Annotated in this window: 21 protein-coding genes and 2 tRNA genes; 10 read left to right on the top strand and 13 right to left on the bottom strand. The window is 53.4% G+C overall.

Going from position 1 to position 24,545, the window contains the following annotated elements; translation table 11 throughout:
* Window positions 1-28: 28 nt before the first annotated feature.
* Entirely contained in the window at window positions 29-2,953 is a 2,925-nt protein-coding gene (locus DOQ08_RS03095) for an insulinase family protein (protein WP_114333424.1), read from the bottom strand.
* A gap of 100 nt (window positions 2,954-3,053) precedes the next feature.
* Here DOQ08_RS03095 and DOQ08_RS03090 point away from each other — a divergent pair, with 100 nt between their 5' ends.
* From DOQ08_RS03090 to DOQ08_RS03080, 3 genes are all read left to right on the top strand, one after another.
* Window positions 3,054-3,515, top strand: a complete 462-nt coding sequence (locus DOQ08_RS03090) for a hypothetical protein (protein WP_114333423.1) — start codon at window positions 3,054-3,056, stop codon at window positions 3,513-3,515.
* Window positions 3,516-3,629: 114 nt separating this feature from the next.
* Window positions 3,630-4,967 carry an MORN repeat-containing protein gene (locus tag DOQ08_RS03085; RefSeq protein ID WP_114333422.1) on the top strand — a complete coding sequence of 446 codons (1,338 nt, stop codon included), beginning with the start codon at window positions 3,630-3,632 and terminating at the stop codon, window positions 4,965-4,967.
* Window positions 4,968-5,020: 53 nt separating this feature from the next.
* Complete coding sequence (locus DOQ08_RS03080; RefSeq protein WP_114333421.1) at window positions 5,021-6,088, top strand: response regulator; 1,068 nt, start codon at window positions 5,021-5,023, stop codon at window positions 6,086-6,088.
* On the opposite strand, the gene DOQ08_RS03075 is transcribed toward DOQ08_RS03080, so the two are convergent.
* Window positions 6,071-6,640 (bottom strand): nucleotidyltransferase family protein, encoded by a 570-nt coding sequence (locus DOQ08_RS03075; RefSeq protein ID WP_227537511.1) that lies wholly within the window; start codon window positions 6,638-6,640, stop codon window positions 6,071-6,073. The two genes, DOQ08_RS03080 and DOQ08_RS03075, sit on opposite strands and share 18 nt — an antisense overlap.
* A gap of 144 nt (window positions 6,641-6,784) precedes the next feature.
* Here DOQ08_RS03075 and DOQ08_RS03070 point away from each other — a divergent pair, with 144 nt between their 5' ends.
* Window positions 6,785-7,636, top strand: a complete 852-nt coding sequence (locus DOQ08_RS03070) for a 6-carboxytetrahydropterin synthase (RefSeq protein ID WP_114333419.1) — start codon at window positions 6,785-6,787, stop codon at window positions 7,634-7,636.
* A gap of 101 nt (window positions 7,637-7,737) precedes the next feature.
* On the top strand, window positions 7,738-8,019 hold the full coding sequence (gene ppnP, locus DOQ08_RS03065; RefSeq protein WP_114333418.1) for a pyrimidine/purine nucleoside phosphorylase: 282 nt from the start codon (window positions 7,738-7,740) through the stop codon (window positions 8,017-8,019).
* Window positions 8,020-8,179: 160 nt separating this feature from the next.
* Here the strand turns inward: ppnP and DOQ08_RS03060 are convergent.
* The 3 genes from DOQ08_RS03060 to gltX form a co-directional block, all read right to left on the bottom strand.
* Window positions 8,180-8,255 (bottom strand) — tRNA-Glu (locus tag DOQ08_RS03060).
* A 7-nt stretch (window positions 8,256-8,262) separates the two neighbouring features.
* Window positions 8,263-8,338, bottom strand: a tRNA-Ala gene (locus tag DOQ08_RS03055).
* A 116-nt stretch (window positions 8,339-8,454) separates the two neighbouring features.
* Window positions 8,455-9,936 carry a glutamate--tRNA ligase gene (gltX, locus tag DOQ08_RS03050; RefSeq protein ID WP_114333417.1) on the bottom strand — a complete coding sequence of 494 codons (1,482 nt, stop codon included), beginning with the start codon at window positions 9,934-9,936 and terminating at the stop codon, window positions 8,455-8,457.
* Window positions 9,937-10,075: 139 nt separating this feature from the next.
* On the opposite strand from gltX, the gene DOQ08_RS03045 reads away from it, so the two are divergent.
* On the top strand, window positions 10,076-10,978 hold the full coding sequence (locus DOQ08_RS03045; RefSeq protein ID WP_114333416.1) for a zinc ABC transporter substrate-binding protein: 903 nt from the start codon (window positions 10,076-10,078) through the stop codon (window positions 10,976-10,978).
* On the opposite strand, the gene DOQ08_RS03040 is transcribed toward DOQ08_RS03045, so the two are convergent.
* The gene (locus DOQ08_RS03040; RefSeq protein ID WP_114333415.1) at window positions 10,967-11,881 is read right to left on the bottom strand and encodes an AEC family transporter; all 915 of its coding nucleotides are present in this window, start codon (window positions 11,879-11,881) and stop codon (window positions 10,967-10,969) included. The two genes, DOQ08_RS03045 and DOQ08_RS03040, sit on opposite strands and share 12 nt — an antisense overlap.
* Before the next feature lie 256 nt (window positions 11,882-12,137).
* Between DOQ08_RS03040 and rnk the strand changes: the two genes are divergently transcribed.
* Entirely contained in the window at window positions 12,138-12,524 is a 387-nt protein-coding gene (gene rnk / locus DOQ08_RS03035) for a nucleoside diphosphate kinase regulator (protein ID WP_114333414.1), read from the top strand.
* Window positions 12,525-12,573: 49 nt separating this feature from the next.
* Here rnk and selD read toward each other — a convergent pair whose 3' ends face one another.
* Entirely contained in the window at window positions 12,574-13,611 is a 1,038-nt protein-coding gene (selD, locus tag DOQ08_RS03030) for a selenide, water dikinase SelD (protein WP_114333413.1), read from the bottom strand.
* A 109-nt stretch (window positions 13,612-13,720) separates the two neighbouring features.
* On the opposite strand from selD, the gene DOQ08_RS03025 reads away from it, so the two are divergent.
* The 3 genes from DOQ08_RS03025 (at window position 13,721) to DOQ08_RS03015 (ending at window position 16,652) form a co-directional block, all read left to right on the top strand.
* Complete coding sequence (locus DOQ08_RS03025; protein WP_114333412.1) at window positions 13,721-14,905, top strand: trans-sulfuration enzyme family protein; 1,185 nt, start codon at window positions 13,721-13,723, stop codon at window positions 14,903-14,905.
* Window positions 14,906-15,019: 114 nt separating this feature from the next.
* Window positions 15,020-15,844 (top strand): substrate-binding periplasmic protein, encoded by an 825-nt coding sequence (locus tag DOQ08_RS03020; protein ID WP_114333411.1) that lies wholly within the window; start codon window positions 15,020-15,022, stop codon window positions 15,842-15,844.
* A gap of 49 nt (window positions 15,845-15,893) precedes the next feature.
* The gene (locus tag DOQ08_RS03015; RefSeq protein WP_114333410.1) at window positions 15,894-16,652 is read left to right on the top strand and encodes a type 2 periplasmic-binding domain-containing protein; all 759 of its coding nucleotides are present in this window, start codon (window positions 15,894-15,896) and stop codon (window positions 16,650-16,652) included.
* A 73-nt stretch (window positions 16,653-16,725) separates the two neighbouring features.
* Here DOQ08_RS03015 and DOQ08_RS03010 read toward each other — a convergent pair whose 3' ends face one another.
* The 6 genes from DOQ08_RS03010 to DOQ08_RS02985 form a co-directional block, all read right to left on the bottom strand.
* Window positions 16,726-18,471 carry a class I SAM-dependent methyltransferase gene (locus DOQ08_RS03010; RefSeq protein WP_227537461.1) on the bottom strand — a complete coding sequence of 582 codons (1,746 nt, stop codon included), beginning with the start codon at window positions 18,469-18,471 and terminating at the stop codon, window positions 16,726-16,728.
* The gene (locus DOQ08_RS03005) at window positions 18,405-21,536 is read right to left on the bottom strand and encodes a DEAD/DEAH box helicase (RefSeq protein ID WP_114333408.1); all 3,132 of its coding nucleotides are present in this window, start codon (window positions 21,534-21,536) and stop codon (window positions 18,405-18,407) included. Before DOQ08_RS03005 ends, DOQ08_RS03010 begins: the two co-directional genes overlap by 67 nt.
* A 207-nt stretch (window positions 21,537-21,743) precedes the next feature.
* Entirely contained in the window at window positions 21,744-22,658 is a 915-nt protein-coding gene (locus DOQ08_RS03000; RefSeq protein WP_114333407.1) for an ROK family protein, read from the bottom strand.
* A 49-nt stretch (window positions 22,659-22,707) separates the two neighbouring features.
* Window positions 22,708-23,052 carry a YdbL family protein gene (locus tag DOQ08_RS02995; protein WP_114333406.1) on the bottom strand — a complete coding sequence of 115 codons (345 nt, stop codon included), beginning with the start codon at window positions 23,050-23,052 and terminating at the stop codon, window positions 22,708-22,710.
* Between the two features lie 42 nt (window positions 23,053-23,094).
* On the bottom strand, window positions 23,095-23,310 hold the full coding sequence (locus tag DOQ08_RS02990; RefSeq protein WP_114333405.1) for a YnbE family lipoprotein: 216 nt from the start codon (window positions 23,308-23,310) through the stop codon (window positions 23,095-23,097).
* Complete coding sequence (locus tag DOQ08_RS02985) at window positions 23,307-24,527, bottom strand: YdbH domain-containing protein (protein WP_165823593.1); 1,221 nt, start codon at window positions 24,525-24,527, stop codon at window positions 23,307-23,309. Before DOQ08_RS02985 ends, DOQ08_RS02990 begins: the two co-directional genes overlap by 4 nt.
* Between the last annotated feature and the right edge of the window lie 18 nt (window positions 24,528-24,545).

Raw genomic sequence — 24,545 nt, 5'->3', positions numbered from 1 at the left:
ACCCTTTTTCGTGCCTGAAACTCCAGGCTTACAGCTCCTGGATGCTCAGGCCCAGCTGCTCCGCCACCTCACGGTTGTCAGGGCTGGTAATGACTGCCACGCTGGCATCCTCCGGCTTCAGCCAAAGATCTGCCACTCGGCGCATTTCATCCAAGGTCACGTTCAACACACGCTCGCGGAAACGCGCGCGTTGCTCAGGGGTGCGCCCGAACAAGTTGTTATGGAACGCGTGTCGAGCCGCACCGGCAGGAGAATGCGGCCGATCCAGCTGACCAATCACACCCAGAATGGCTTCTTCCAGCGCTTGCTCTTCATGCTCTTCTGTTCGCAACCAATTCAAAGCCGCGTCGAAATCGTCCAACGTTTCTGCAAAGCGCGGATCACGGTATGAGAAGAAGCGGAACACACCGTTCACACTGTCCTGCCCGGCACCACCACCGTAAGCTCCACCTTTCTCTCGAATCGCCCGGTGCAGGTATCCGTTACGCAGGAAACCACCCAGTACCGTTAACGCAGCGGCATCCGGGTGGTCAACCGCAACCGTTGCATAAGCTTTGGCGCAGAAGTTCACCTGAGTAGAGGTCAGCCAGGCTTCGTGAGTTTTGTAGTTCACCGGCTTCATCGACCAGTCACCCTCAACCTGAGCTTCCCCGCTTTGCCAGCAGGTTTTCACGCTATCCAGCATCGGAGCTAACTGGGCTTCTTCACCAATCAACAAGAACTGACGCCCTTGCTTACGAATCTTTTCATGCAGCGCGGCAAGCCTGTCACAGAACTCCGCCAGAGCGGATTCATCATTCAACGACTTATCGAGCTCCTTGGTGCCTCGAATACCCGCCAGACCACCCAAACGGAAGCTCAACCAGGAACCGGGGCTCAAGCCCTGAGCCGCAGCGCCCATTGCCAAACCGTGGCCACTGCCAGTAACGGCTTGTTCTCGGCGTGCACGCACCTGAGCGATGATTTCGCGAATGCGCTCTTTCTCGTCGAACCGCGCACCGGTGTATACATCTTTAAGCAGCTGAGTCAGCGCACTGCTGTTACGGGCCAGTGCCTTGCCGCTGAAAATCAGATACCCGGACATAGCCTGAACGTCGTCAATCTGTCCTTTGGCAAGGAACGAAGCACCAATACCGCCGGATTCCGCTGAAATACGATCCTGCATTTGCAGATAATCCAACTCACCACACCCGACTTCGGAAATTAGCGTGGTGTAGTAAGGCAGCAGCAATAACTCGTCCTCACTCAACGCCGGAACGGGTAACACAATTTGTTGATAGACCAATCCGTTGGTGCCACGGGCATAGAGAGTGGCCCCGGTTTCAGCATCGTACTTGCCTTCCGGCTCCGGCATCTGCAACGGCACATCAGACAAGCCAACCTTCGGCAGGATGGAATCGTCGTCTTTGCGAAGTTGCCGTTCTTCCAAGGCTTGCGCACGCTCTACAATCAGCTTCACTTCATCATCGGTGAGGCTGGCTTTGCGCTTGGCCAGTGACTCTCTCAATGCCGCCTGATGTGCACCTTCGAGCTTTTCATCCGGGCGCAGGGTCAAGGTAACCCGGTGCGGGTTTTCCAGCAGTTTGCGGCGAATAAGGCCCGGCACATATTCCGGGTCTTTGATCTTTTCTCGCAGCGTTGCCAATACCGGCTCCAGATCCAGCAATTCAACCGGGTCACCACCATGAACCATGGGCGAAATGGACTGCATGATCAGCTGCAAACCGTAAGGGAAGCCGTCGCCGGCAATTTCCCGCTGGTGCAATTCCAGCTGATGGAGAATGGCCTCAAGCCGTTCCGGGCTGACACCTTCTTCCACCACCTTCGCCAGCGTCTCTTCAACCAGAGCTTCCAGATCCTCGCGACGGCCCGGCTCACTACCCTCAATACCGCACACGAACGTCATTTCGCGGTTAGAATCTTCAAGCCCGCACATAGGCGACGGCGCATGGCCGATGTCGGTGGTCTCCAGTGCCCGCATCATGGGTGAAGCACTGTTCTCGAAAAGCACCGATGACAATAACTGAGCTTCAAGGTTCTCTTGCAGGTCGAAGCTGTGCCCCAACAACCACCCCATCACGATATGGGTTTTCGCCTCGGTATCTTCACCCTCACTGACCGCGTAGCCCTGCTCCACCCGCATCGGGGAAAACATGCGTTTCTCATCGTGTACCGGCAGCTTCACTTCCTGTCGGTCAAAGCGCTTCAGTGCCAGCTCTTCAAACTTTTCGTGATGCTCGTAGGCCGGAATGTTCCCGTAGGTCGCGAAAATCGCGTTGCTCGGGTGGTAGTGGTGACGATAGAACCTAACCAAGTCGTCATAGCTCAGATCCACAATATGATCCGGCTCACCGCCACTGTTGTAGTGATAGGTTGTGGTTTGGAACAGGTGGCTAGACAGGTTCTGCCACAGCTGGGAGGTAGGCGCACTCATGGCACCTTTCATCTCGTTGTAAACCACTCCCCGGTAGACCAGATCACTGTTTGGGTCATCCGGCTTTTCGAACTCTAAACGGTGCCCTTCCTGGGCAAAATCCAGCGGATCAAGCTTGGAGAAAAATACTGAGTCCAAGTACACCGTGAGCAGATTATCGAAATCCTTCCGGTTCATACTTGCAAAGGGGTAGGCCGTCCAGTCGCTGCTGGTGAACGCATTCATAAATGTGTTCAACGAACGGCGAATCATCATGAAGAACGGATCGCGTACCGGAAAACGCTCACTGCCACACAAGGCGGTATGCTCAAGAACGTGCGCGACCCCGGTGGAATCCATCGGGAAGGTACGAAGGGCTACAAAAAACACGTTTTCATCGTTATCCGCCGCCAGATGCAAATGACGCGCACCGGTCTTCTTGTGGCGATACTCCTCAACATCCAGGTTGAGGGTGCTAATCCGGTGACTACGAAGTTTCTCGAAAGCCGGATGGATTACGTTGTCTGTCACTGCCGCCATTAAAACGATCCTATGCATTGAACAATTGGAGAATTACAGGGTAACACGTACTATCGGATATGATGCATCGTACAAACCCAACTAGGTAGCCTGCCGATCCATGACAGACGAAACCACTAAAACAAAAGCCATTGATGCCCCCGAAGTAGCCGCTTGGTGGGCCGAACGTCGCCAATACCTCAAGCGCATTCGCAAAGTACCCGAAATCCGCCAAAAATTCTGGCGAGAAGTCGGTGTATACCTTCTCAGACGAATACTCTGGTCTTACGGTTTTTTCCCGGTGTTTATTGCGTTCTGGTTCCCCTTCGTGATGGCCAGCTTCAACCCCGTGGTACTGGCCACAGATATGATCCCAATCCTGCAAGGTTTTATCGACTCCAACCCGGAGCAGCAAGCCACCACCATCAGCACGTTGATGATTGCCTGGTTCTCGATTGGTACTTTTTTCCTGGTATTCGATTTCGTGTTGACACCGTTCCGCTCGCCCTATCAATATGAAGCGGATGTGTACATGAAGTCCTGGGAACAGCTCAACCATGACCAGTTTCCGGACAAAATGTGATTTGGCCTGCATTCTGACCAACTTCAGACACTTTCTGTTACATAACGTTGCGGACAGTGGTTAAGATGAATCCATAATAAAAGTATCCAGGAAGTTGGGATAAGAGGTTTTACCATGGTCGATTTCAGACCGCTGATGTTCGTCAATGCGCTTGCGCTGATGTTACTTGTAACAGCAGGCTTTGCCTCCGTGCAGCAGGGTCCGATACTGGAAAGTAGCGGAAAGGCTTCCGTTGCCATGGAGCAACACGGCCTCGACACTCTACCGCCGCCGGCTGCCGCACCCCAAAAACCAGCAGAGAAGGATCACACCGCTACTCCGAAGCCTGAAAAACCACGCGAACACGTCTCAGTGGAACAGCCTTCTCCGTTGGCTCCATCTCCGGAACCCGCACTCACCGCCGAGGTATTCGAGGTTGAACCGCTTCCGGATGGCCTTGAAACGGTTGCAATCGCGCAGCCCTCTAAATCGCTTACCAACCCTGAATTCGTTTCACCCGCCAAAAAGCCTGAGCCAGCGACAACCGGAAAACTGGTGCTTCGCTCTAACGTAGTGGGTGATCAGGTCACCATTAATGGCAAAAATTACGGAGCCACCCGACTTGATTTAGAGCTAGACCCCGGCAGTTACGAGATCACAATACAAAAGCCGGGTCATAAGCCTTGGGAGAACACCATTGCTCTGAAAGCAGGCCAGGAGCTCACTCTGGTCGGCCAGCTCGAGCAGTACACCACCGTGAATTACTCCAATGGCCGATGGGTTGGTGGCGTCAAAACCGGTGACGGCAGCTGGATAGACGAAACTGGACTACGCTATGAGGGCCACTTCGTAAATGGTCTGTTTGATGGTACGGGCACAGCATGGTACCCCGACGGCAGCCGGTATGAAGGCGACTGGGAAAAAGGGCAGCAACACGGCGAAGGCCAGTGGCGCGGGGCAGATAACGCTCAATACACCGGCCGCTTTGAACGCAACGAGTTTCACGGTCAGGGCACGTTAACCAAAGCCAATGGCGACATACTTACGGGCAACTGGGTGCAAGGAAAAATGCAAGGCCCGGGCTCACTCACCACCGCGGACGGCCACTTGTACGTTGGCAGTTTCAGGAATGGTGAGTTTCATGGTGAAGGCAGGTTGACCTACCCCGATGGACGATCCTACGAAGGCCAATTCTCGAACGGCTCGTTCCACGGCCAAGGCTCGGAAATCTTTGCCGACGGTAAAAAGTACGATGGCCAATATATGGACGGCAAATTTCATGGCGCAGGCCTGCTACGCAACCCTAACGGCAGCTCCATTGAAGCTACGTTCCGCCTGGGTGAACCTTATGGAAAGGTGCGCCTGACGACAGCGGCCGGTGAAGTCTTTACCGCCCGCACAACTGAGCCCGGCGTGTGCTATCGGGACAAGAGCTATCGGGCCACGCAATGCCCGCAACTGGAAGGCTGGTAGTAAACCCCGGTCGCCACACCAACGAGTTTGCAGTAACAGGTTGAGGTAGTGAGATGGCAATCAAAAATGCTTTGCTGGTTGATGATTCCAAGGTTGCCAGGTTCGCCCTGAGCAAAATCCTTGAGAGTCGGAACATGGATGTGAACATGGCAAGCTCTGCCGAGGAAGCTCTGGAATTTCTGAGCAAGAATCCAGCACCTGATGTGATCTTCATGGATCACCTGATGCCGGGCATGAGTGGCGTTGAGGCTGCAAAGGCGATCAAAAGCAATCCAGACACCGCCGGTATCCCCATCATCATGTGCACATCGAAGAAATCTTCTTCGTTCACAGATGAAGCGAAAAACTTCGGCATCTACAGCATTCTTACCAAGCCCCCCCAAAGCGAAGGGCTAACCATTATGCTGGAGCAGCTGGCCACAGACGTTGAGCGGGGAACGCTGCCAATGCCTGAAAGCCTCTCAGCGCCTGTAGCTGACGAAGACGATGCAATCACCCTACCCACACCGAGCGCAGCTGACAGTGTGCCCGGCGCCGGAGATTCAAGCGCCGTGCCCTTAACCGCCGATCTGATCGAACAGATTTCCCGCTCGGCCGTTAAGACTCACATAAATAACCGCTTGCACGAACTGCTGAACGACTTGTTCGATGAACAATACGTTCACCTGAAACGGGCACTCGAAGACACCGAGAAAAAGCAAGACGCCCGAATCGAAGAACACCTGAAAACACTGACCGAGCTGGTTGACGAACGCACCCGAAACCTTCGCGATGAAGTGGCCGCGGAAATCAACATGAATCTGAGCCGAGAGCTGGCTATCTCGCGCAAAGAAATGGCGAAGAATTCCGGCTTCACTTCCGACCACATGGCGGAACTGAAAGACCACATCACCAGCGTGCAAACCATTGATACCGAGTTCTGGCAAACCCTTCAGTCAGAAGCCGTTCAGCAGGCCCACGAAATCTCCCGCGAAACCGCGGAAGACATCGCCCAACGCACCATCGATCTTTATGTCGCACAACAAAAGGCCGCCAACTCTCGCATCTACACTTTGGGACTGGCCGTGAGCTTGGGTATTTTCAGCGTGGGCATTGCGTGGTTATCAGGTTTGTTCGGCTAACATCTGCTTTATTTGTTGCCAGCGTGCGGGAGTGTCGACATCCAGCTCCACTCCCGCAATATCCACCCGATTCGCCCGGGCTTGATTGAGCACGCGCCCTGCCCCCGAATCTCCCTGCAGCCTGAGCACTTCCGGCCAAAGGCTCCGCGGAATCCAGGCTGGCACCCCCACTCGCGCGCCATAATCCGCAGCCCATACTTGACCAGGTGCTTGCCGTACGCTGCGGTGAAGCCGTAAAAGACCCTGTTCGGCCAGCAAAGGTTGATCCCCAACCAGCACATAGACACCTCGCGCCTTCGGGCTCAAAGAGCGGATTCCCGCCGCCAAAGAGGCCGACATGCCCTGGCGCCAGTCAGAACAATACACCCACCGAGAAGGTGTCTGCGGAGTCCGGTACCGAATCATAGGATAACGCGCACCAACAACCACCGAGACACGACCGGACAAAATCCTGGCTTGCTCGATAGCATGCCCAAGCAACGTACCCTGACCCGGGATGCTCAGGGTTTGCTTCGCTCGCCCCATGCGTTTGCTACGACCTGCCGCCAACACCAATGCCGGAAACTGCTGATCGAGTTGAGCGCTGTTCGTGGCTATGATGCGGCCTCCTGTTAGACGTTCTCATTTGCAAACTGCTGAAGTGAACGATTTTTGCTAGAATCACGCCACCATGCAACCAATATAGCCAGGCCATTCATGAACCATCTTTTCGTCGACAACCTCACTGTGATTGATTTCGCGTACCTAGACCCCGCGCGGGGCCTTGTAGGCGAAAGCTGGATTGCCGACGTGGTCCTCGGCGGCGAGCTGGACGAGCAAGGCATGGTCTTTGATTTCAGCAACGTCAAACGCACCATCAAACGGGTTATTGATGAGCGTGTAGACCATCGACTGGTGATCCCGAGAGGCTACGAAGGCCTGCATTGGGACGAAGACCAGCCCCACACTTTCCGCTGGGACCTGACAGACGGCAGCCACATAACCCACACCTCACCAGATGAAGCGGTTGTATGGCTATCGTCCGAGCGGGTCGAGAAGCCGGCTGTAGCAGCCTTATTGGAAACAGAACTAAAAGCTGTGCTGCCCGGAAACGTTACCACCGTAGAAATCAATCTGCGCGAAGACGTGATCGAGGGCGCTTATTACCACTATGTCCACGGCCTGAAAAAGCACTTGGGCAACTGCCAGCGAATCGCACACGGACACCGCTCCCCCATCCGCATTGATCGCAACGGCCAGCGCGACACAGAGCTGGAGAAGCGCTGGGCGAAACTGTGGGAAGATATTTACGTAGGGACCGAAGAAGACGTTACCCGCCGCTTTGTGGGCGACGACAGCCAGCACTACATCAGCTTTGAATACGAAGCCAATCAGGGTGAGTTTGCCCTTACCCTGCCAGAGAGTCGCGTCTACATGCTGGAAACAGATACCACCGTAGAGTTGATTGCAGCCCACATGGCGGACGTACTGAAAGCCGAATTCCCCGCAGACGAGATCCGCGTAAAAGCCTATGAAGGGGTTGGTAAGGGCGCTATTGCGGTTCGGTGAGAACAGGGGCTAGCCCCAACGTTGATAGCGCATCTATAACAAGTGCCTGTTCACCTGCATTTGCAGTATATTAGCCACCCCATTTATTAGGAGTTATAACCATGCTGAGTGTAAATGAGTACTTCGACGGTAAAGTGAAATCCATTGCCCTTCAGGGCGACACGCTACCTGCCACCGTGGGCGTCATCAGTCCGGGCGAGTATGAGTTCGGTACCAGTAAAAAAGAAGTTATGACGGTTGTCAGTGGTGCGCTGACGGTTCAGCTGCCGGGTAGTGACAACTGGGTTCGTTACGGGGCTGGCGATGCCTTTGAGGTGGTAGCGAATGCCAGCTTTAAGGCGAAGGCTGAGGTTGATACAGCGTACTTCTGCACCTACGAGTAACCTACGGGGCCATTTCAGATTTGAGGTCAGACCGGTCGGGCCTGACCTCGAGTTGCGCTAGTCGGAAGCCACGCTGAATCACTTTCTTTCAGACACAAAAAAACCGCCCGAAGGCGGTTTTTTTGATGGCTTCCCGGTGGACTAAACCGTGAAGCCGTATTGGCGTCCCCTAGGGGGTTCGAACCCCTGTTGCCGCCGTGAAAGGGCGGAGTCCTAGGCCACTAGACGAAGGGGACTAGAAATTGGTGGAGCCAGGCGGGATCGAACCGCCGACCTCAACACTGCCAGTGTTGCGCTCTCCCAGCTGAGCTATGGCCCCTCAACGGATGCGTATATTAAGGATCCGCCCCTAGGCCGTCAACACCCAACACTGCTTTTTTTAAAGTTTTTTCGACTTCCCTGTCGTCATCGTTCAATTAACAAACAAACCGCTCATCAAACACCCAAAGCGGCGTATTCTTTCTCTACTTTCTTGGTTTCTTTCTTGGAAAAACCGCCCAAAACATCCAACGCACTGCGTAAACGAGCACGGGTCATATCCGGGCCCAGCAGTTCCATCGAGTCCATTACCGACCAAGAATTCGGCGTTCCTGCAATGGCAACGAAGATCGAGAACATGAAATCGCCCATCTTCAGATCCATCGCCTTCGCCAGCGCTTTGATATCGGCAAAGATCGTATCTTTGCTCCAATGGCGCTGAGCTTCCAACTTCCAAAGCGTAAACTGAAGCACCCGCTTAACCTGCGCCTCTTCCAGTTTCTTATGCTCGAAGTCTTCCGGCTTCAGATCCAGCATACCGCTGAACATGAACTGGGCCATCGGGGCCACATCTGAAAACACTTCTGCCCTGCCCTTAATGTGCGGAACCAGAGCCTTCAGAGCATCTTCGTTGAACCACCAGTCGCGCAGGCGGGCCATAAACTGCTCGTCGCTCAGGTCGTCACGAACCCACTGGCCGTTCAACCAACGCAACTTCTCAACATCAAATACAGGGCCACCCAGCGACACACGCTGGATATCGAAGTTTTCAATCATCTCGTCCAGTGAGAACTTCTCGCGCTCGTCCGGCATAGACCAGCCCATGCGGCCCAAGTAGTTGGTCACCGCTTCCGGCATGAAGCCCATGCGCTCATAAAAATTGATACTGGTCGGGTTCTTACGCTTGGACAGCTTGCTCTTGTCCGGGTTACGCAGCAGCGGCAAGTGACACAGCTCGGGCATATCCCAGCCAAAATATTCATACAGCAACTTATGCTTAGGTGCAGAGTTGATCCACTCCTCACCACGCAGAACGTGAGTGATTTCCATCAAATGGTCATCTACCACGTTGGCCAAGTGGTAGGTAGGCATACCGTCTGACTTCAACAGAATCTGGCAATCAACCTGTGCCCAATCAATCTCGATGGTGCCACGGAGCATGTCCTTAATCTCGCACACGCCTTCATCGGGTACTTTCATACGAATCACGTAGGACTCACCTGCGTCCAAACGGCGCTTCACTTCTTCCTGAGACAGCTCAAGATCACCTTTAATGCCCGGGTTCTGACCGTTTGCTTTGCGCTCTTCGCGAATGGCATCCAGCTCTTCCGGGGTGCGGAAACAATAAAAAGCATGGCCAGCCGTTACCAGGTCTTCGGCGTATTGGGCATACATGTGCTTGCGCTCAGACTGGCGATACGGGCCATGAGGACCACCCACATCAGGACCTTCGTCCCAGTTCAGGCCCAACCAACGCAACGCTTTGAGAATATCCTGCTCGGACTCGGCCGTACTGCGCACCTGGTCGGTATCCTCAATCCGCAGAATAAACTGGCCACCGTGCTGGCGCGCAAAGCACAGATTAAACAAGGCCACGTAGGCGGTACCAACGTGAGGGTCACCCGTGGGCGACGGGGCAATTCGAGTACGTACTGTCATGAAACCATCCTGAAAATAAGTGGCCGATAAATAAGTTACGCATTATAGCGAGCCTGACCCGGTTTCGCATGATTCGGTTTTACGAACGCCGGACTTAATGTTACATTATAACGTATCAAACGAACTGCAGGACCCCACCATGAACGTCAGCAAAACCACCCTTGCCCTGGGCTTGGCCGCCTTGGTTGCAACCACACCGGTATCCGCTACCAACATTGTCGCTTCCATCAAGCCGATCGAACTCGTTGTTAAAGCGGTTGCGGGCGACAACATGAACGTATCGACCATCGTGCCGCCGGGTTCCAGCCCCCACAATTACAGCATGAAGCCATCACAGCGCCGCGCACTGGAACAAGCCGATGCGATCTTCTGGGTGGGGCCAGACATGGAAACCTTCCTCAGCCGCCTGCTGGGCGGAACAGAATTCGCAGGCAAGGTAGTTGCGTTCACGGAACCCTCTGCAAAAGAGGCGAAAACGCACCACGAACATGATAACGATCACCATCATGGCCACGATCACGGTGACGGCGAAGACCCGCACCTATGGGTTGATCCGGGTATGGCGCTGGAGATGGCGAGGGCCGTTCACACCAGGCTCAGCACTCTCGACGGCATCAACACCGCTGAGCTGGATGCCAACCTGGAACGCTTCGAGCAAAACCTGCACAAGGCCGAACAGACCATCAAAGCAAGCTTAAGCCAACTCGACGGCACCAGCCTGTTCGCCTACCACAACGCATTCGAACGGTTTGCCGAACACTATGAACTGGATCTGGCTGGCGTGCTCACTCTGAACCCGGAACTGTCGCCCGGAGCCCGCCACATCGCAGAAGTGCAAAGCAAATTGCGCAAAGCCAACCAACCCTGCCTGCTCACCGAGCCCCAGTTTAACCGCCAGTGGTGGCGCTCAATTACTGAGGGGCTCCATGTGACTGTCAGCACCTGGGACCCGTTGGCTACAGACATCGAATCAACCGCTAACGGCTACATCGAGTTCCAGCAATCCATCGCAGACGCTGCCCTCGAATGCCTACCAAAGTAAACTGAGCATCAGCGGGATAGATACCATCGCAAGAAGTGTCTGCCCGCTGATAATCCCTGCCATCAAGGGCGCGTCACCACCCAACTGACGGGCCAGAATATAAGCAGATGTGGCCGTTGGCAGAGTGGCCAGAAGCACCGCCACCTGCACCAGCAGCCCACTCAAACCAAGCGCCCAAGCCAACCCCACGGCCATCAGCGGAAACGCCAGCAGCTTAAGCGCAGACGACACCAGAAACGGCGCCGATGCGCCACGCAAGGCACTCAACTGCAGTCCGGCCCCAACCGTCATCAGCCCCATAGGCAGAGCCAGATTACTCAAAGGTTCCAACGTGCCCGCCAGCAGCGGATGAAACCCGATCTCGAAATAGCTCCACAAAACCCCCAGCACCGAACCAACAATTAACGGGTTCGTCGCAATGGCTTTGAGCACCTGTTTCACGCTGACCTTGTCTTGGCCTGCCACCAAAGAAAACATAAGAATGCATAACAGGTTCAACAAAGGCACCATAATCGCAACGGCGATAGCGGTCAGTGACAAACCATCGTCACCCAGCAGCATTCCGCCGGCGGCCAGCCCCACATAGGAGTTGAAACGAATCGCACCCTGATAAACCGATGAAAAGACCGGCCCACTCCAACGCCAAAACAACTGGACCACCACCAACGCCACAGTCATGGCAAGCAACATGGAAACAATCAGCAGTGCGGTATCTGCGTACGCCGACACCGGAAGCCGTGCCTGCCCCAATTTAAACACCAACATGGCCGGGAAAAGAATGTAGTAAGTGAAGCGCTCAGCCTGCGGCCAGAAGTCCCCGCCGGGGAAATTAATCCGCCTGAGTACGTGCCCCAACATGATCAAAACAAACACCGGCACCAGTGCCTGAACAACTACCTGCATGCTATAGACCTTATAACCGTTGCCATTTTGCTCCCCTAGAGTTAGATTCAGGGTATTGCTTTCCTAAACGGCGTAATGTGAACAACGTGAACACCCCGATTTACGGCATTCATACATCAATCATCGCACTGCGGTCTTCTTTCGAGAACACTGGCAGGGCTGTTATACGCCTCTGATTCCGCTGAATCCACACACTCCCTCTTCCGGATTCAGCGCTTAAACCACACTTGTTTTTTTGATTTTTCAGGAGATTCCTATGGCTGAATTACCTTCAATCGTAGTTGCAGAAGAAGATTACAACCGCTTGAGCACACTGATCGAGCGTATGGCCGGGCAGTCCGTAGTAATAGACGGCCTGGAAGACGAACTTAGCCGCGCAGACCTTAAGCCTCTGAGCGAAATGCCAGAAGGCGTCGTCACCATGAACTCGATTATCCGCTTCGTGGACGAAGACGCAAAAAAAGAACATGAGATGATGCTGGTGTACCCGCACGAAGTGGGCGACAACGACCACAAAGTCTCCATACTGGCACCGGCAGGCGCAGCCATGCTGGGCTTAAGCATCGGCGACAGCATCGAATGGCCGATGAAGGGCCGTAAGCCGATTCACCTGAAGGTGGTCAGCGTCACCCGTAGCGCATAAAAAAAGCCGCGCCAGGCATAAAACCGGCGCGGCTTTTCTAATGCGGTATTCAGTCTTCGATGAACACCAGACTTTCTTCCGAACCTTTCTCTTCCAAGCGCCCCATAGGCTGAAGCTCCAACCCATGCTCACGAGCGGCGGCTTCAAACACTTCACGACTGCTTTCGGCCACACTCACCATCAAACCACCACTGGTTTGCGGATCACAGAACAGCAGCTTGTCCGCCTCGGTCATACCCGAAATCGCTTTACCAAAAGCTGCCGCATTGCGGTGCGTACCACCCGGAATGCAATCGGCATCAATGTAGGGCTGCAAGTTTGGCAAAGTAGGAATAGCCTTGCGGCTAACCGTGGCTTTCACACCACTACCGCGGCAAATCTCCAGCAAGTGACCCGCCAGGCCGAAACCGGTGACATCGGTCATCGCACTAACGCCTTCGATTTGGGAGAACACCTCACCCACTTTGTTCAACGTGGACATATTCTCCACCGCAACCGCCAAATCGTCAGGCGACACCTTACCCTTCTTCGAAGCGCTAGTCAGAATACCCACACCCAACGGCTTGGTCAGGTACAAAAGGTCGCCCGGCTTGGCTGTATCGTTACGAATAATACGGTCTACATTCACGGTGCCGGTAACCGCCAACCCAAAGATTGGCTCCGGGGAATCAATACTGTGACCACCGGCCAACGCAATGCCCGCCTCGGCGCATACCGCCCGACCACCATCAATCACCTTGGCCGCAATTTCTGGTGCCAGCTCGTTCACAGGCCAGCCCAGAATCGCAATCGCCATCACCGGCTTGCCGCCCATGGCATACACATCGCTGATCGCATTCGCAGCAGCAATTCGCCCGAAATCGAACGGGTCGTCTACCACCGGCATAAAGAAATCTGTGGTACTGATAACGCCCACACCGTTGCCAATATCTGCAACCGCTGCATCGTCCCGGCTGTCGTTACCGACCAACAATTTCGGGTCGTGGAAGTCCGGCATATCCGTGTGAAGAATTCGGTCAAGAACGTCTGGAGCAATCTTGCAGCCACAGCCAGCACCATGGCTGAACTCGGTCAATTTGATAGACAAGGTTTCTTCCTTCTATACGTTACGGAGTGAGCTTGGGTTTTTGGTAGTATACCCAGTACTAATCAGTTTACAGCTCAGCACACTCTGCAGCCAGCCAACAGGAACGTCAATGAGCAATCCAGACAGCAAGCCAGAAGATCAAGGCCCCGCCACTCGCATCATTCACAACCAACGACATAAAGACGCGTTCGGTAGCCCCTACTCGCCGATATACAACACCACCACTTACCGGTTCGAGAACACCGCCGCCCTGCTGGATATGATCGAAGGGCGCAGCGAAGGCTACCTGTACACTCGATGGGGCACCAACCCCAGCATTCAGGAACTGGAGCAAGGTTTGGCGGGCTTAGAGCAGTCTGAATCTGCACTTGCGTTTGCCTCCGGCATGGCTGCCATATCCGCAACCCTGCTCACCCACGGGCGCAACGGCATTGTGTGCGTGGGCGACCTCTACGGTGGCACGCAAGCCTTTCTGATCGAGCAATGTCAGGCTTTAGGCATTCCGGTGACCTTCCTGTTCCGTGACGAACAACATCAGTTGGCCGAGCACCTGAACACTCCCGGCAAGTTGGTGTACTTTGAAACGCCCGCCAATCCGAACATGGCCATTCTGGATATAAGGGCCATAGCAACCGTCGCTCACCAGCACGGCGCATTGGTTGCGGTAGATAACACCTTTGCCAGCCCCATCAATCAAAAACCCTTGGCGCTAGGCGCTGACCTGGTTCTGCACAGCGCCAGTAAATACCTGGGTGGCCACAGCGACATTACCGCCGGCGCATTGATGACGTCAGCAGAACTTGCCAAACCGGTAGCCACCTGGCGCAAAAACCTGGGTCAACTCATTGCCCCGGAAACGGCCGCCCTGCTCTCACGCAGCCTTCGCACGCTGCCCGTCAGAATACGCCAGCACAATGAAAACGCATTCGCCGTAGCAAAAGCTATGGAAGCTCACCCCAAAGTTACCAACGTGTTCTACCCGGGGCTGCCATCGTTCGAAGGCCACGACCTCGCCACCAAACAGATGACCGGTTTCGGCGGCATGCTCAGCATTGAGGTGGAAGGCGGCCAAGAAGCGGCAGCGCGTGTTGCCGACAGCCTCAAAGTGTTTCTGCTGGCCACCAGTCTCGGCGGCGTTGAAAGTCTCGTTAGTCAACCCAGTGCCACCAGCCATCATGGCATCAGTCGGGAAGAGCGCCTCAAACGGGGAATCGGCGACGGCATGCTGCGCCTGTCGGTAGGCCTGGAAGATGCGGCAGACCTGATAGCAGACCTGACACAAGCTTTGGGCTGAAAATTGGTGCGACTTCCTTTCAATCAACCGGGAGTCGCACTACATTATAGGTGGCCTGATTGCTCACCCACGCAAACCAGTAAATAAGACCCTTCACAGGACCCGAGGGGAACCATGATGCACGGACGAAAACACCTCATTGCCTGGATGCTGATAACGCTGTGCGTCTCAACGACCAGCCAAGCGACCGAACCTCAGAAAGAACTTAAAATCGCCGCCATCATTGATGTGGCGATTACTGCCGCAACCACAGAATTTCTGCAGCTAGCCTATGAGCGTTTGGACGTTAGCATGCAGACACTCCACACGCCGTCTCGCCGCGCGCTGATGATGGCAAACACAGGGATGTTGGATGGCGATTTGTTTCGCATTGAACAAGCGGCCTTCGATTACCCGAACCTTGTTCGCGTAGACTACCCGTTACTGCTAGGTGAATTACATGCCGTGGTTCGGCCCGGTGAAGGCGATCTACTAAGCACCCCATCCGCGAAACCCAAAACCGCCGCAATCCGGCGTGGCATCATCATTGCCGAACAAACAGCGAAAGCGATGGGTCTGGAACTCGTACAAGCCAACACCTATGAACAAGTGCGCGCACTGCTGGAATCTGGCCGCGTGGACACAGCCTTGGTAGCTGACATTCAAGGTTTTGGCCCGCTTGCACTGGAAAGCTGGCAAGAATTTGAAATACTTCCGGCGCCTGTCGCCACGTTCACACTGTTCCACTACCTGAACCGCCGCCATGAGGAATTAGCCAAAGCCTTACCCGCAATACTGGCTGATCTTGAAAAAGACGGCATGAAAACCAAAATACTCCGCAAGTTCCGCAAGAAACAAAGAAAGTGGGACAGTGAAGAATATTCAACCGGAAGCTCAGGCACCGACTCCGCACCGAATAACCCGCAGTCCCTGCTAAAACGCCTGCTATACTTTTTATAGCCCTACCGACAAACCGAACCTGTCTTCTGAAGACAGCCGACCACGCCGAATGAGTGATGCATCCATGCTCACCATTAAAAGGTTTTATGCTTGGATTCTGGCCGCGTTACTAATGCTGCCTGCTGGTACTGTTGCAGAACAATCCGATCAAATCAAGATCACAGCAATCTTTGACGAACCAACCACAGCGGCGGGTTTCGCCATACTCAAACAGGCCTACCAACGACTAGGCGTAGATGCTTCCATACTCATCACTCCATCACGCAGAGCCTTGATGATGGCCGAAACGGGGCTGGTGGATGGCGACCTTTTCCGGATTAAACGCGTAGCCCAGCTGTACCCTAATCTTATTCGCGTTGAGCACCCGCTACTCCATGGCACCTTGAAAGCGGTCGTGCGGAAAAACGAAGAACATTTTCTGGCCCTGCCCCCGGAGCCATCACGCGCCGTTGCGGTACGCCGAGGCATTATCATCTCGGAATTGACTGCCCAGAATATGGGCATGATCCCCGTGTACGCCAACAGCAACGCTCAAGCTCTTAGTCTTCTTGAATCGAAACGGGTGGACGTTGCTTTGTTTACCTTTGTTGCTCAGTTTTCACCACTCAAACAAAAGGATCTGGCCAACATTCACATTATTGAAGAGCCCCTGGCGGCCTATGATCTTTACCACTACCTGAACCGGCGCCATTGGAAGTTAGCCAACGCCCTGCCTGAGGTTCTGAAGCAGCTTGAGGAAGAAGGTATCAAGGAGGAGATTTTGGAGGATTTTCGGGAGCGGCAGGGGGAGTGGGGTACGCAACAATAAAGGCAGTACGATTTAATGAATCCATTCGTGCAAGAGAAGTGCCCTGAACGATCACTGTGAAACAATCAGCTCTCTAAACCCCTAACCACTCTGAGAGTTGCAGGTTTGCCTTCAAACGTAGTCGCTGCTGTAGCATACCCTCAAACACTCCCTCGGCTGTTCTCTCTTGCCCAAACAAAGGCAGTGCAGCTTCTGCCTCAGAGAAGAATTGGGCTTCTCTTTCCGTGCCAAGAATGGCTCGTTCCCACCAACTCAAAACTCGCGGTCGTGCCTGTCTAAGGAGCGAGTCCGCAGGAAGCTTTTCAGATTTAGCCGCATTAGCTGTGTGAGTTGCAGGCATTAGATTCCATAGATCATTGTTATTCCATCGTGACCATGGGAAACAGTGATCCACTTCAAACCTCCGCCCCTTAAGGCTTTTGGCAGTCCAAATGCATTCGACATTACCCGTCTGCAGTTGAAGATCCACCATATGGCGAACAGTAGATGTATCACGACGGCCCTCTACCCATTGCAACCCCTGGTGATACACATCCATTGAATAGCGAACTTCCCAGCTGCTCATCAAACCAATCCATTCATTCACGATCGCCGGTTCGACCCAACAGGCGTATCGACTGAACGCATCCCATAGCATCACCGGAACCCGGAAAGTGCCAAAACGAGCCAAGGTAGCTTTATCTAGCCGAACGGACTCACTTTTGATGGCTATGCGCTGAGAGCCACCCTCAAAAATCGGGCGGTTACTTCCCGGCCAGGTAGTAAAATGCGCTGGATTTTTAAGGATATTGGCACAGGCATCGCGAATAGCTCTGAGCACAATGGGAGCTACTTCAGCCGACAAGGACATACCCACCCTGAAATCGAGAGGCGCGAATTTCTGAAGCTTAAAAAAATCGTCCTTGGCAAAACCATACCCAAGCTTGCCGGGGGATTGCCTCAATTGATGACGGAGTACCAATGGGTGGTACAGCATAATCCAAAATAAGCCAACTGCACCAAGCGGAACTTCTACCCAATCATCGGTGCGATTCAACACTAGGCCCGGGGCGCCGTCAGCAATTCGAACCAGAGTTCGAAGCAATCCGAGTTTGTACGTTGAAGCCTTATTGTCATTGACTATGACGTGACGCAGCGTGGGCAGCGCTCCCGTTCCGTCATCGGGCAACTTGTATACCGCCGTTTCCCACCACACATCCTGACGCTTTAATTCATCAGCACGGGGTGCTTGCAGAGCAGGTACTGGCATAACAGCTCGCTGACGGGCAAAACTGTCCAATTCGGCCCTACTCACCTCGAAGAACTGCCTGTCGCTATCGCCTGGGCCATGGCGGAGGGTAATAACCAACATTCCAGCGGGTGCTAACTGTTCGGTGAGAATACGAAACGCCCTCTCCCGAGAGCTGGGCGCCAAATGCATCCAGACAGCCGACACCAAAATCAGATCAAAACGATAACTTAGCTTACGGACCTCACTTAAATCGGGAAGCGAATCAGCTAACCACTGAACACTGCTATGGGCCGTTAACTCTTCACCCAACCGACGTAGCTCTAAAGCTGGCTCAACCGCCAGCACATCCCAACCCCGTTCGGCTAACGCCAAAGCATCGCGACCACTACCGGCACCAACGTCCAAAACAAGGCCATTTTGCTTTTCTAATAGCGGAAACCAATCGCTATGAACTTGCTCGAAGGTCAACGACTGGTATTGGTCAAAAAAATGCTGAGCGTTATGATTGTAAGAAGCGACTGTCATGCTACCGCCAATTTTGCCGCCTGCTGCCACATAAAGTTTGGCATTGGCGTGCGAAGTTTCCATGTAATGCTCATAGGTTGTGAGCCCGTATGAGATACATAGTCAACCTCACCATAATTCACAAACCCCACGGTTCGGCCGTACTGATCTTTCGCTTGCTCTCTCACAAACAAGAAGACTCGTTTATTTATCGCACTGTGTTGAATGTAATCTTTCCCCCTACCACGATCAGGTCGAGCGCTATTTTGTGACTGCCAATGGAACAACTGCTCGCTTATGGCGTAATCGTGGTACATAGTGGTTGGAGAAAATTGCTTTTCATTTTTGTCTAAGGTTACAAAAAGAAGTTCGATGTTCTGATCTTGAATGACGAAAACACCTTCTCGTGAAGGAGGCTGGTACCCAAACGTGATGGCTCCAAACCCAACCAAAATCTGCTCTCTGGAATAACGCGCATGTAATCTCAGAGGTACTTGCTGCAGGTCTGGCATAGTTGGCTGCTCATGCTTGGTGCGCGCCAATTTCCAATCCAGCACGTAAGACAACTCTTTAGACAGCCCCATCTTGCTGAGTTTGCTTAGGCTTTGCGTCAGCGACTCAAACTTCAGATCCGAACCAGACTTCTGCCAGAAATCATAATGGCACATCAACGCACGGCGCTGATCGTCGTTTTCAAACTGAAAATCTGAATCACACAGATTCTTAAGGAACAATAAGTATTGGTGGTCGTCGCCCGTCAAAATCCGATTGAAGATTCCTTTCTTCATCAGCTTGAAGGAGCCGGCATGTACCACAACCTCATCACTGGCCTTGCTCACGAGCTCTAACCAACTACCCCGTTTATACAGCTCATTCAAATTAATATGAGGGTGATGATTAATAAAATTCCGAAGCGTCAACGGCTGCGTCGAATGCTGAGGGAACTGGCGAATCATGGACACAAGCCGTGTCAGCGTCAGAGTTGCCTGCCGAATGTTTCGTAACACCATTTCCTGAGTTTTCTTGGTCAACTCAATCCGGCAACCTAATGGTGCATGAGGGAAACCCTGCTTTAATTCTTCCGTGATCGAACGCTCAGACTTACCTACCAGTGCTCGGAACTTATTAGCAAAATCGTACTCTGGCCGAGAGTTACCCACGAAATCCAATACCGTGCAGCAATCCTTCCCCTCTGAAAGGCGAAGACCGCGACCAAGCTGCTGCAAGAATATGGTCAAACTCTCTGTTGGCCGTAAAAACAAAAGGGTATCCACTTCCGGAATATCAACGCCTTCGTTGAATATATCGACAACGCACAACACGTTGATTTTCCCTGACCGAATATCCTGCTGCTTTTGATGTCGGTCATCACTGTTGTCGCTGGTCAACACATCTGCCTTAATGCCATGTAACAGAAATTGCTTGACCATAAAATTCGCATGGTCACGGCTCACACAGAAAGCCAAAGCTTTCATATCTCCCAAATCCGTGACGATCTCCTGCAAACTCCTTAAGATTTTCTGTACTCGGCTTTGGTTATGCGTGTACAGGTTTGTTAGTTGCGCTACGTCATAACGCCCGCGACTCCAAGGAATGCTGCGAAGGTCAGTATCGTCATCGATTCCAAAGTACTGAAATGGGCAAAGGTGACGACGGTTGATTGCTTCCGGTAAGCGAAGCTCAGCCGCAATCACGCCACCAAAATCACTGAGAATATCCCCACCATCATGTCGCTCTGGTGTCGCTGTCAGCCCGAGGAGTATTGCTGGGGAGAAGCTCTTAAGTAACGCTCGATAGCTTGATGCGGCAATGTGGTGTACCTCATCAATCACAATGTAATCATAAAAATCTGAGGTTAATTGGAGCTGATCGAGTTGATTATTTAAAGTCTGAACCGACACGAATAATTGTTGGTAATGGTCAGGTTTCTGCCCACCAACCCAGAGCTCACCAAAAGCACTATTCCTTAGCACTCCACGAAAGGCTTCACGGGCCTGCCTCAAGATTTCTTCTCTGTGTGCAACAAACAAAAACTTTGCATCAGGCTTGGCCCTTAAGAATCTGCTGAAATCAAAAGCTGAAATCAGTGTCTTACCAGTACCCGTAGCTGCCACTACAAGATTTCGAAAACGTTGGTGAACATTCCGCTCGACCGTGAGCTGTTCAAGAATTTCTTTTTGATGGGGAAACGGTGTTATCTCAAAGAAATGTGCCGAATTGGGTTCATACGTTCCTTTCTGCTGTTTTAACGCTCGCTTCAGTTTCTCTGCGCTTTCAGCCAGTCCATCAAATTGCTCAAACTCCTCCGATGCCCAATAAGTTTCGAACGTACTGAGGGACTTGGTGATGATATGCGGAATTTCCTGAGAGGTTATTTTGAGGTTCCATTCAAGGCCATTGGTCAACGCAGAACGAGAGAGGTTTGATGACCCGATATACCCCGTATGAAACCCTGAATCTCGGAGAAATAAATAGCTTTTCGCATGAAGCCTTTCACGCTCGGTGTTGTAGCTTAGTTTCACTTCCGTATTGGGCAAGCCGGCCAAATACTCAACGGCTTTTGCGTCTGTTGCGCCCATATAGGAGGTCGTAATGATCTTGAGCTCCCGACCACTGGCGGTGAACGCTTCTAACTCTTTCCTAAAAATACGAATCCCAGCCCACTTTATAAACGACACCAGCCAATAAATCTTATCGGCAGAAAGAATTTCTCGCTTTAACTCTGACTCAAGCGATAAGCCCGCATTACTGCCGGAAAAGAGCTCACTTTGGGTAAGACCTGTGAGGGGGAATATGTCTTCAACATACTGCTTAAGGTTAGCCGCGACTGGGTTTTCTAGCTCATAAAGAGCTGTCAGGATTTTCCCTTGGCTATCCAGAAGGTTCTCTTCGAGAAAGCCATTATCCTGAATTCGGCTTTTCAACCACATAATCAGCTGATTGGATAGCTCAATCTGCTTGTGTAAACGATCGTCTCCTGCTGGAACTGACTCAACAGCAAACTCTAGAATCCCAGTTAGAAAGCGAGACAACCACACGGATGCTTCGGCGCTACTTAGCTGTCGTTCACCGACAAAGAATCTATCTCGATCTAAACGGCTTTCAATGAGCTGGGTAATTAGCTGCTCGTAGATTCCTGCTTGCTGCATAGTCTCAAATCCGTGCAAAGGCGGTAAAACCCGACCTTTTACCAATGAATTGGACGACATGAGATGAGTTAAATGGAAACCAGGTACAAGGAGGTTCCGACATCCATTGTCGTCAACATTTTTATGATAAAGCTGTTTGGTGAAACATTAGCCTTCTATGTATAGGAAGCCAAGTCTTTCAGTACAATCTGGCAAGGACTCGCTAGGTCAGCCGGAAACCCCCAACCAAGCCGCCCCACGCACCCCACTGGAATCCCCATGCACTGCCCGCACCACGGGCGTGTCGCATTCGCCACCAAACACGTAGTTCGGCAGCCTTTTCGGCAATTCTTGGTAGATTTGCTCGGCATTACTCATGCCGCCGCCCAGCACGATAATGTCTGGGTCTAGCACGTTGATCACAGCCGCCAGGCCTCGGGCTAAGTGCTCTAGGTAGTGGTTCAGTGTTTCGTTCGCAGCTTTATCACCTTGGAGGGCGTTTTCGGTGATGGTTTTGGCCGGTGCGTTGTGGCCGTGCAGGAATTGATGGGTCAGTGATAGGCCGGTACCAGACAGGAAGGTTTCGTTGCAGCCATAGCGCCTGCAGAAGCACGGGCGCTGCTCCAATTCGGTTTGCGGGGTCCAGGCTAAGGGGTTGTGGCCCCACTCACCCGCTACGCCGTTAGGGCCGGTGAGGAGGCGGCCATTAATGCTGACTCCGGCACCGCATCCGGTGCCCAGTATGGCGGCGAATACCACGTTGTGGCTTTTGCCGGCCCCGTCGGTCGCTTCGGATAGTGCCAGGCAGTTGGCATCGTTGGTGACGGTTACCGGCCGTTTCAACAGGGCGCTCAAGTCGTCTTTCATCGGCCGGCCGTTAAGCCAGGTGGAGTTGCCGTTCTTCACCTGGCCCGTAATACCGGAAATGCTTCCGGGAATGCCAATACCCACGGGCAAACCGCTTACACCGGCTTTTACCTCGGCCGCCAGCACCAGCGATTGAATGGTTTCAAGGGTAGCGCGGTAATCTCCGGCCGGTGTCGGCACCCGCTGCCGGAAGTGTTCGTTGCTTTGCCGGTCCATCAGGATGACTTCGGTTTTGGTGCCGCCCAAGTCGATTCCAATCAGCCAATCGCTGTGCATAAAACTCGCCTTTCAATCCCGATGTCCCGATGTCCCGAAAAAGGAGATTCTATTTCTTCACCCACTGCCCCTCAATCAGCACGAACTGGCCGCTGGGGGTTATGTCGATCGCTTTCTTACCGGCAACGGTTTCCACCTGGGTAACAGGTATGGCGTGTTTTTCGGCAATGCGTGTGTATTCATTGCGGCGGGCTTGGTTAATGGCTTCAACCACCTCACGAGCTTCGCCTGTTGCGCGAACAACGTCCAGATAACCGGTTGGGGTTTCGCCCACCAAGCCTTGCTGTTTTACAGACTCCAACTTGTCTTTGGCCTCATCCAGCTCCATAGCCAACGCCGGGATAGCGAGAACCATGGCCAACAGAATGGCACTCAGTTGTGTCAGTTGTTTCATCGTTAACCTCCTTGCTCAGCTTTTGAGATTGCCTGCTTGGTATCAGAACAGGCCTTTTTCGCTGAACAGTTCATCCACGTCTTTATCCACTTTTACGTAGATTTCGTGCTGGATCTTTACGTTCAGGTTTACGGTAATCGGTTCTTTGGGTGCGGCCATTTGCACCGTTGGTGTGCAGGCGATTAACCCTACTGGCAAGATTGCCAACCATAAGGTGGTGATCGCAAGCGGCCGGCGCAGCCGCGATACATTGATCATGGTGCTGTCTCCTGTCCGGTTTGCTTCAGTCGCTCCCGAACGCGTTCCGTTACGGCTTCGTTGACCCTGCCGCTCAACTGCAGGCTGGTTAACAGGGCCGGGATATCTTCTTCAAGATTGAGATTGAGCACGATGGGCTGCTCCCTGCGATCGCTGGCTTTTTGGCCCTCAAGCCTTAAGCCCAACACCAATCTCCCCTTACTATCGTAGTCTATCGTGCTGTTGAGCACCTTGTAGTGAAAGTTTTGCAAAGCTTCCACTACTTGCTCCATCCCCTGGCTGCTACCCAGCATCGCTTTCAGGCGCTCGGCGGGCAGGCGCAGGATGCCGCCGGGCGATTCGGCGGCCATTCTGCCCCCCGCCACTTCAATACCCGCGGAGCCAACCGTCACCGGTATGCGCCCTGTCAGTTGGCCCGTTCCGGAAAGCCCTTCAGCGGGGTACACCTGCAGCAATTTGGCCAGTGAAACGTCATAGGCTTCGATAGGCAACGACCAGGGGTCTTCGGATAAGTCGATGCTGCGGGGAGCCACTCGCACGCGTCCATCCAGAAACTCGGCGGTTGCCTGCTGGATGTTAAGCACGCCCGCGAACAATTCGGCCAGCGGCGCCCGATAGTCGGCAAATAAACGCAGTGGCCCGATGCCAATACCTGAGTTAATCTTAGCGATGGTCAGGTCGCTGGTGCGGGCGGTAATCTGGCCCTCTTCCAAGCTTACCCGCAATTGGCCATGCAGGTCGGTAACGGCAGTAGTGCCAATCAGCCCACTAACCCCCTCAAGCTCAAACTGGCTTTCAAGGGCGAACGGGGTATCAGGCTCTATACGCACGGTTGAAACGGAGCGGACTTCGCCGCGGGAAACTTCGAGAAGTTCCGGCCAATCGGCCAGCGTTGCGGCCAGCACTTGTTGGATCTGCTCACCGCTCAGGTTCAGTACGAACCGGCCCGCAAGGAATTCTCCGGTGACGTTCCTGATCACCACATCCGCTACCAGACCAGAGTCTGCACGCACCCGGCCTTGAAGAGTCAGGTCCGCCAAGGTGCCAGTCGCCCTGCCCTCAAACTGCCACCCTTGCGTTTTAAGCTGCGGGTGTTTGAGCTCCGCCACGCGCAGTCTGACATTTCCCGAAACGGTGCTTCGCTCCGCCAGAGAACCAATACCAGCGAAGTTTACGGCGAGATTCACTCCGCCCAGGTTGACGTGGATTCCCTTCATTTGCCAATCACCCGATCG

The sequence above is a fragment of the Marinobacter litoralis genome (assembly GCF_003336705.1).
Lineage (GTDB): Bacteria > Pseudomonadota > Gammaproteobacteria > Pseudomonadales > Oleiphilaceae > Marinobacter > Marinobacter litoralis.
Note: the sequence above shows the minus strand (reverse complement) of the source record. Positions and strands in the feature narration are given on the sequence as shown.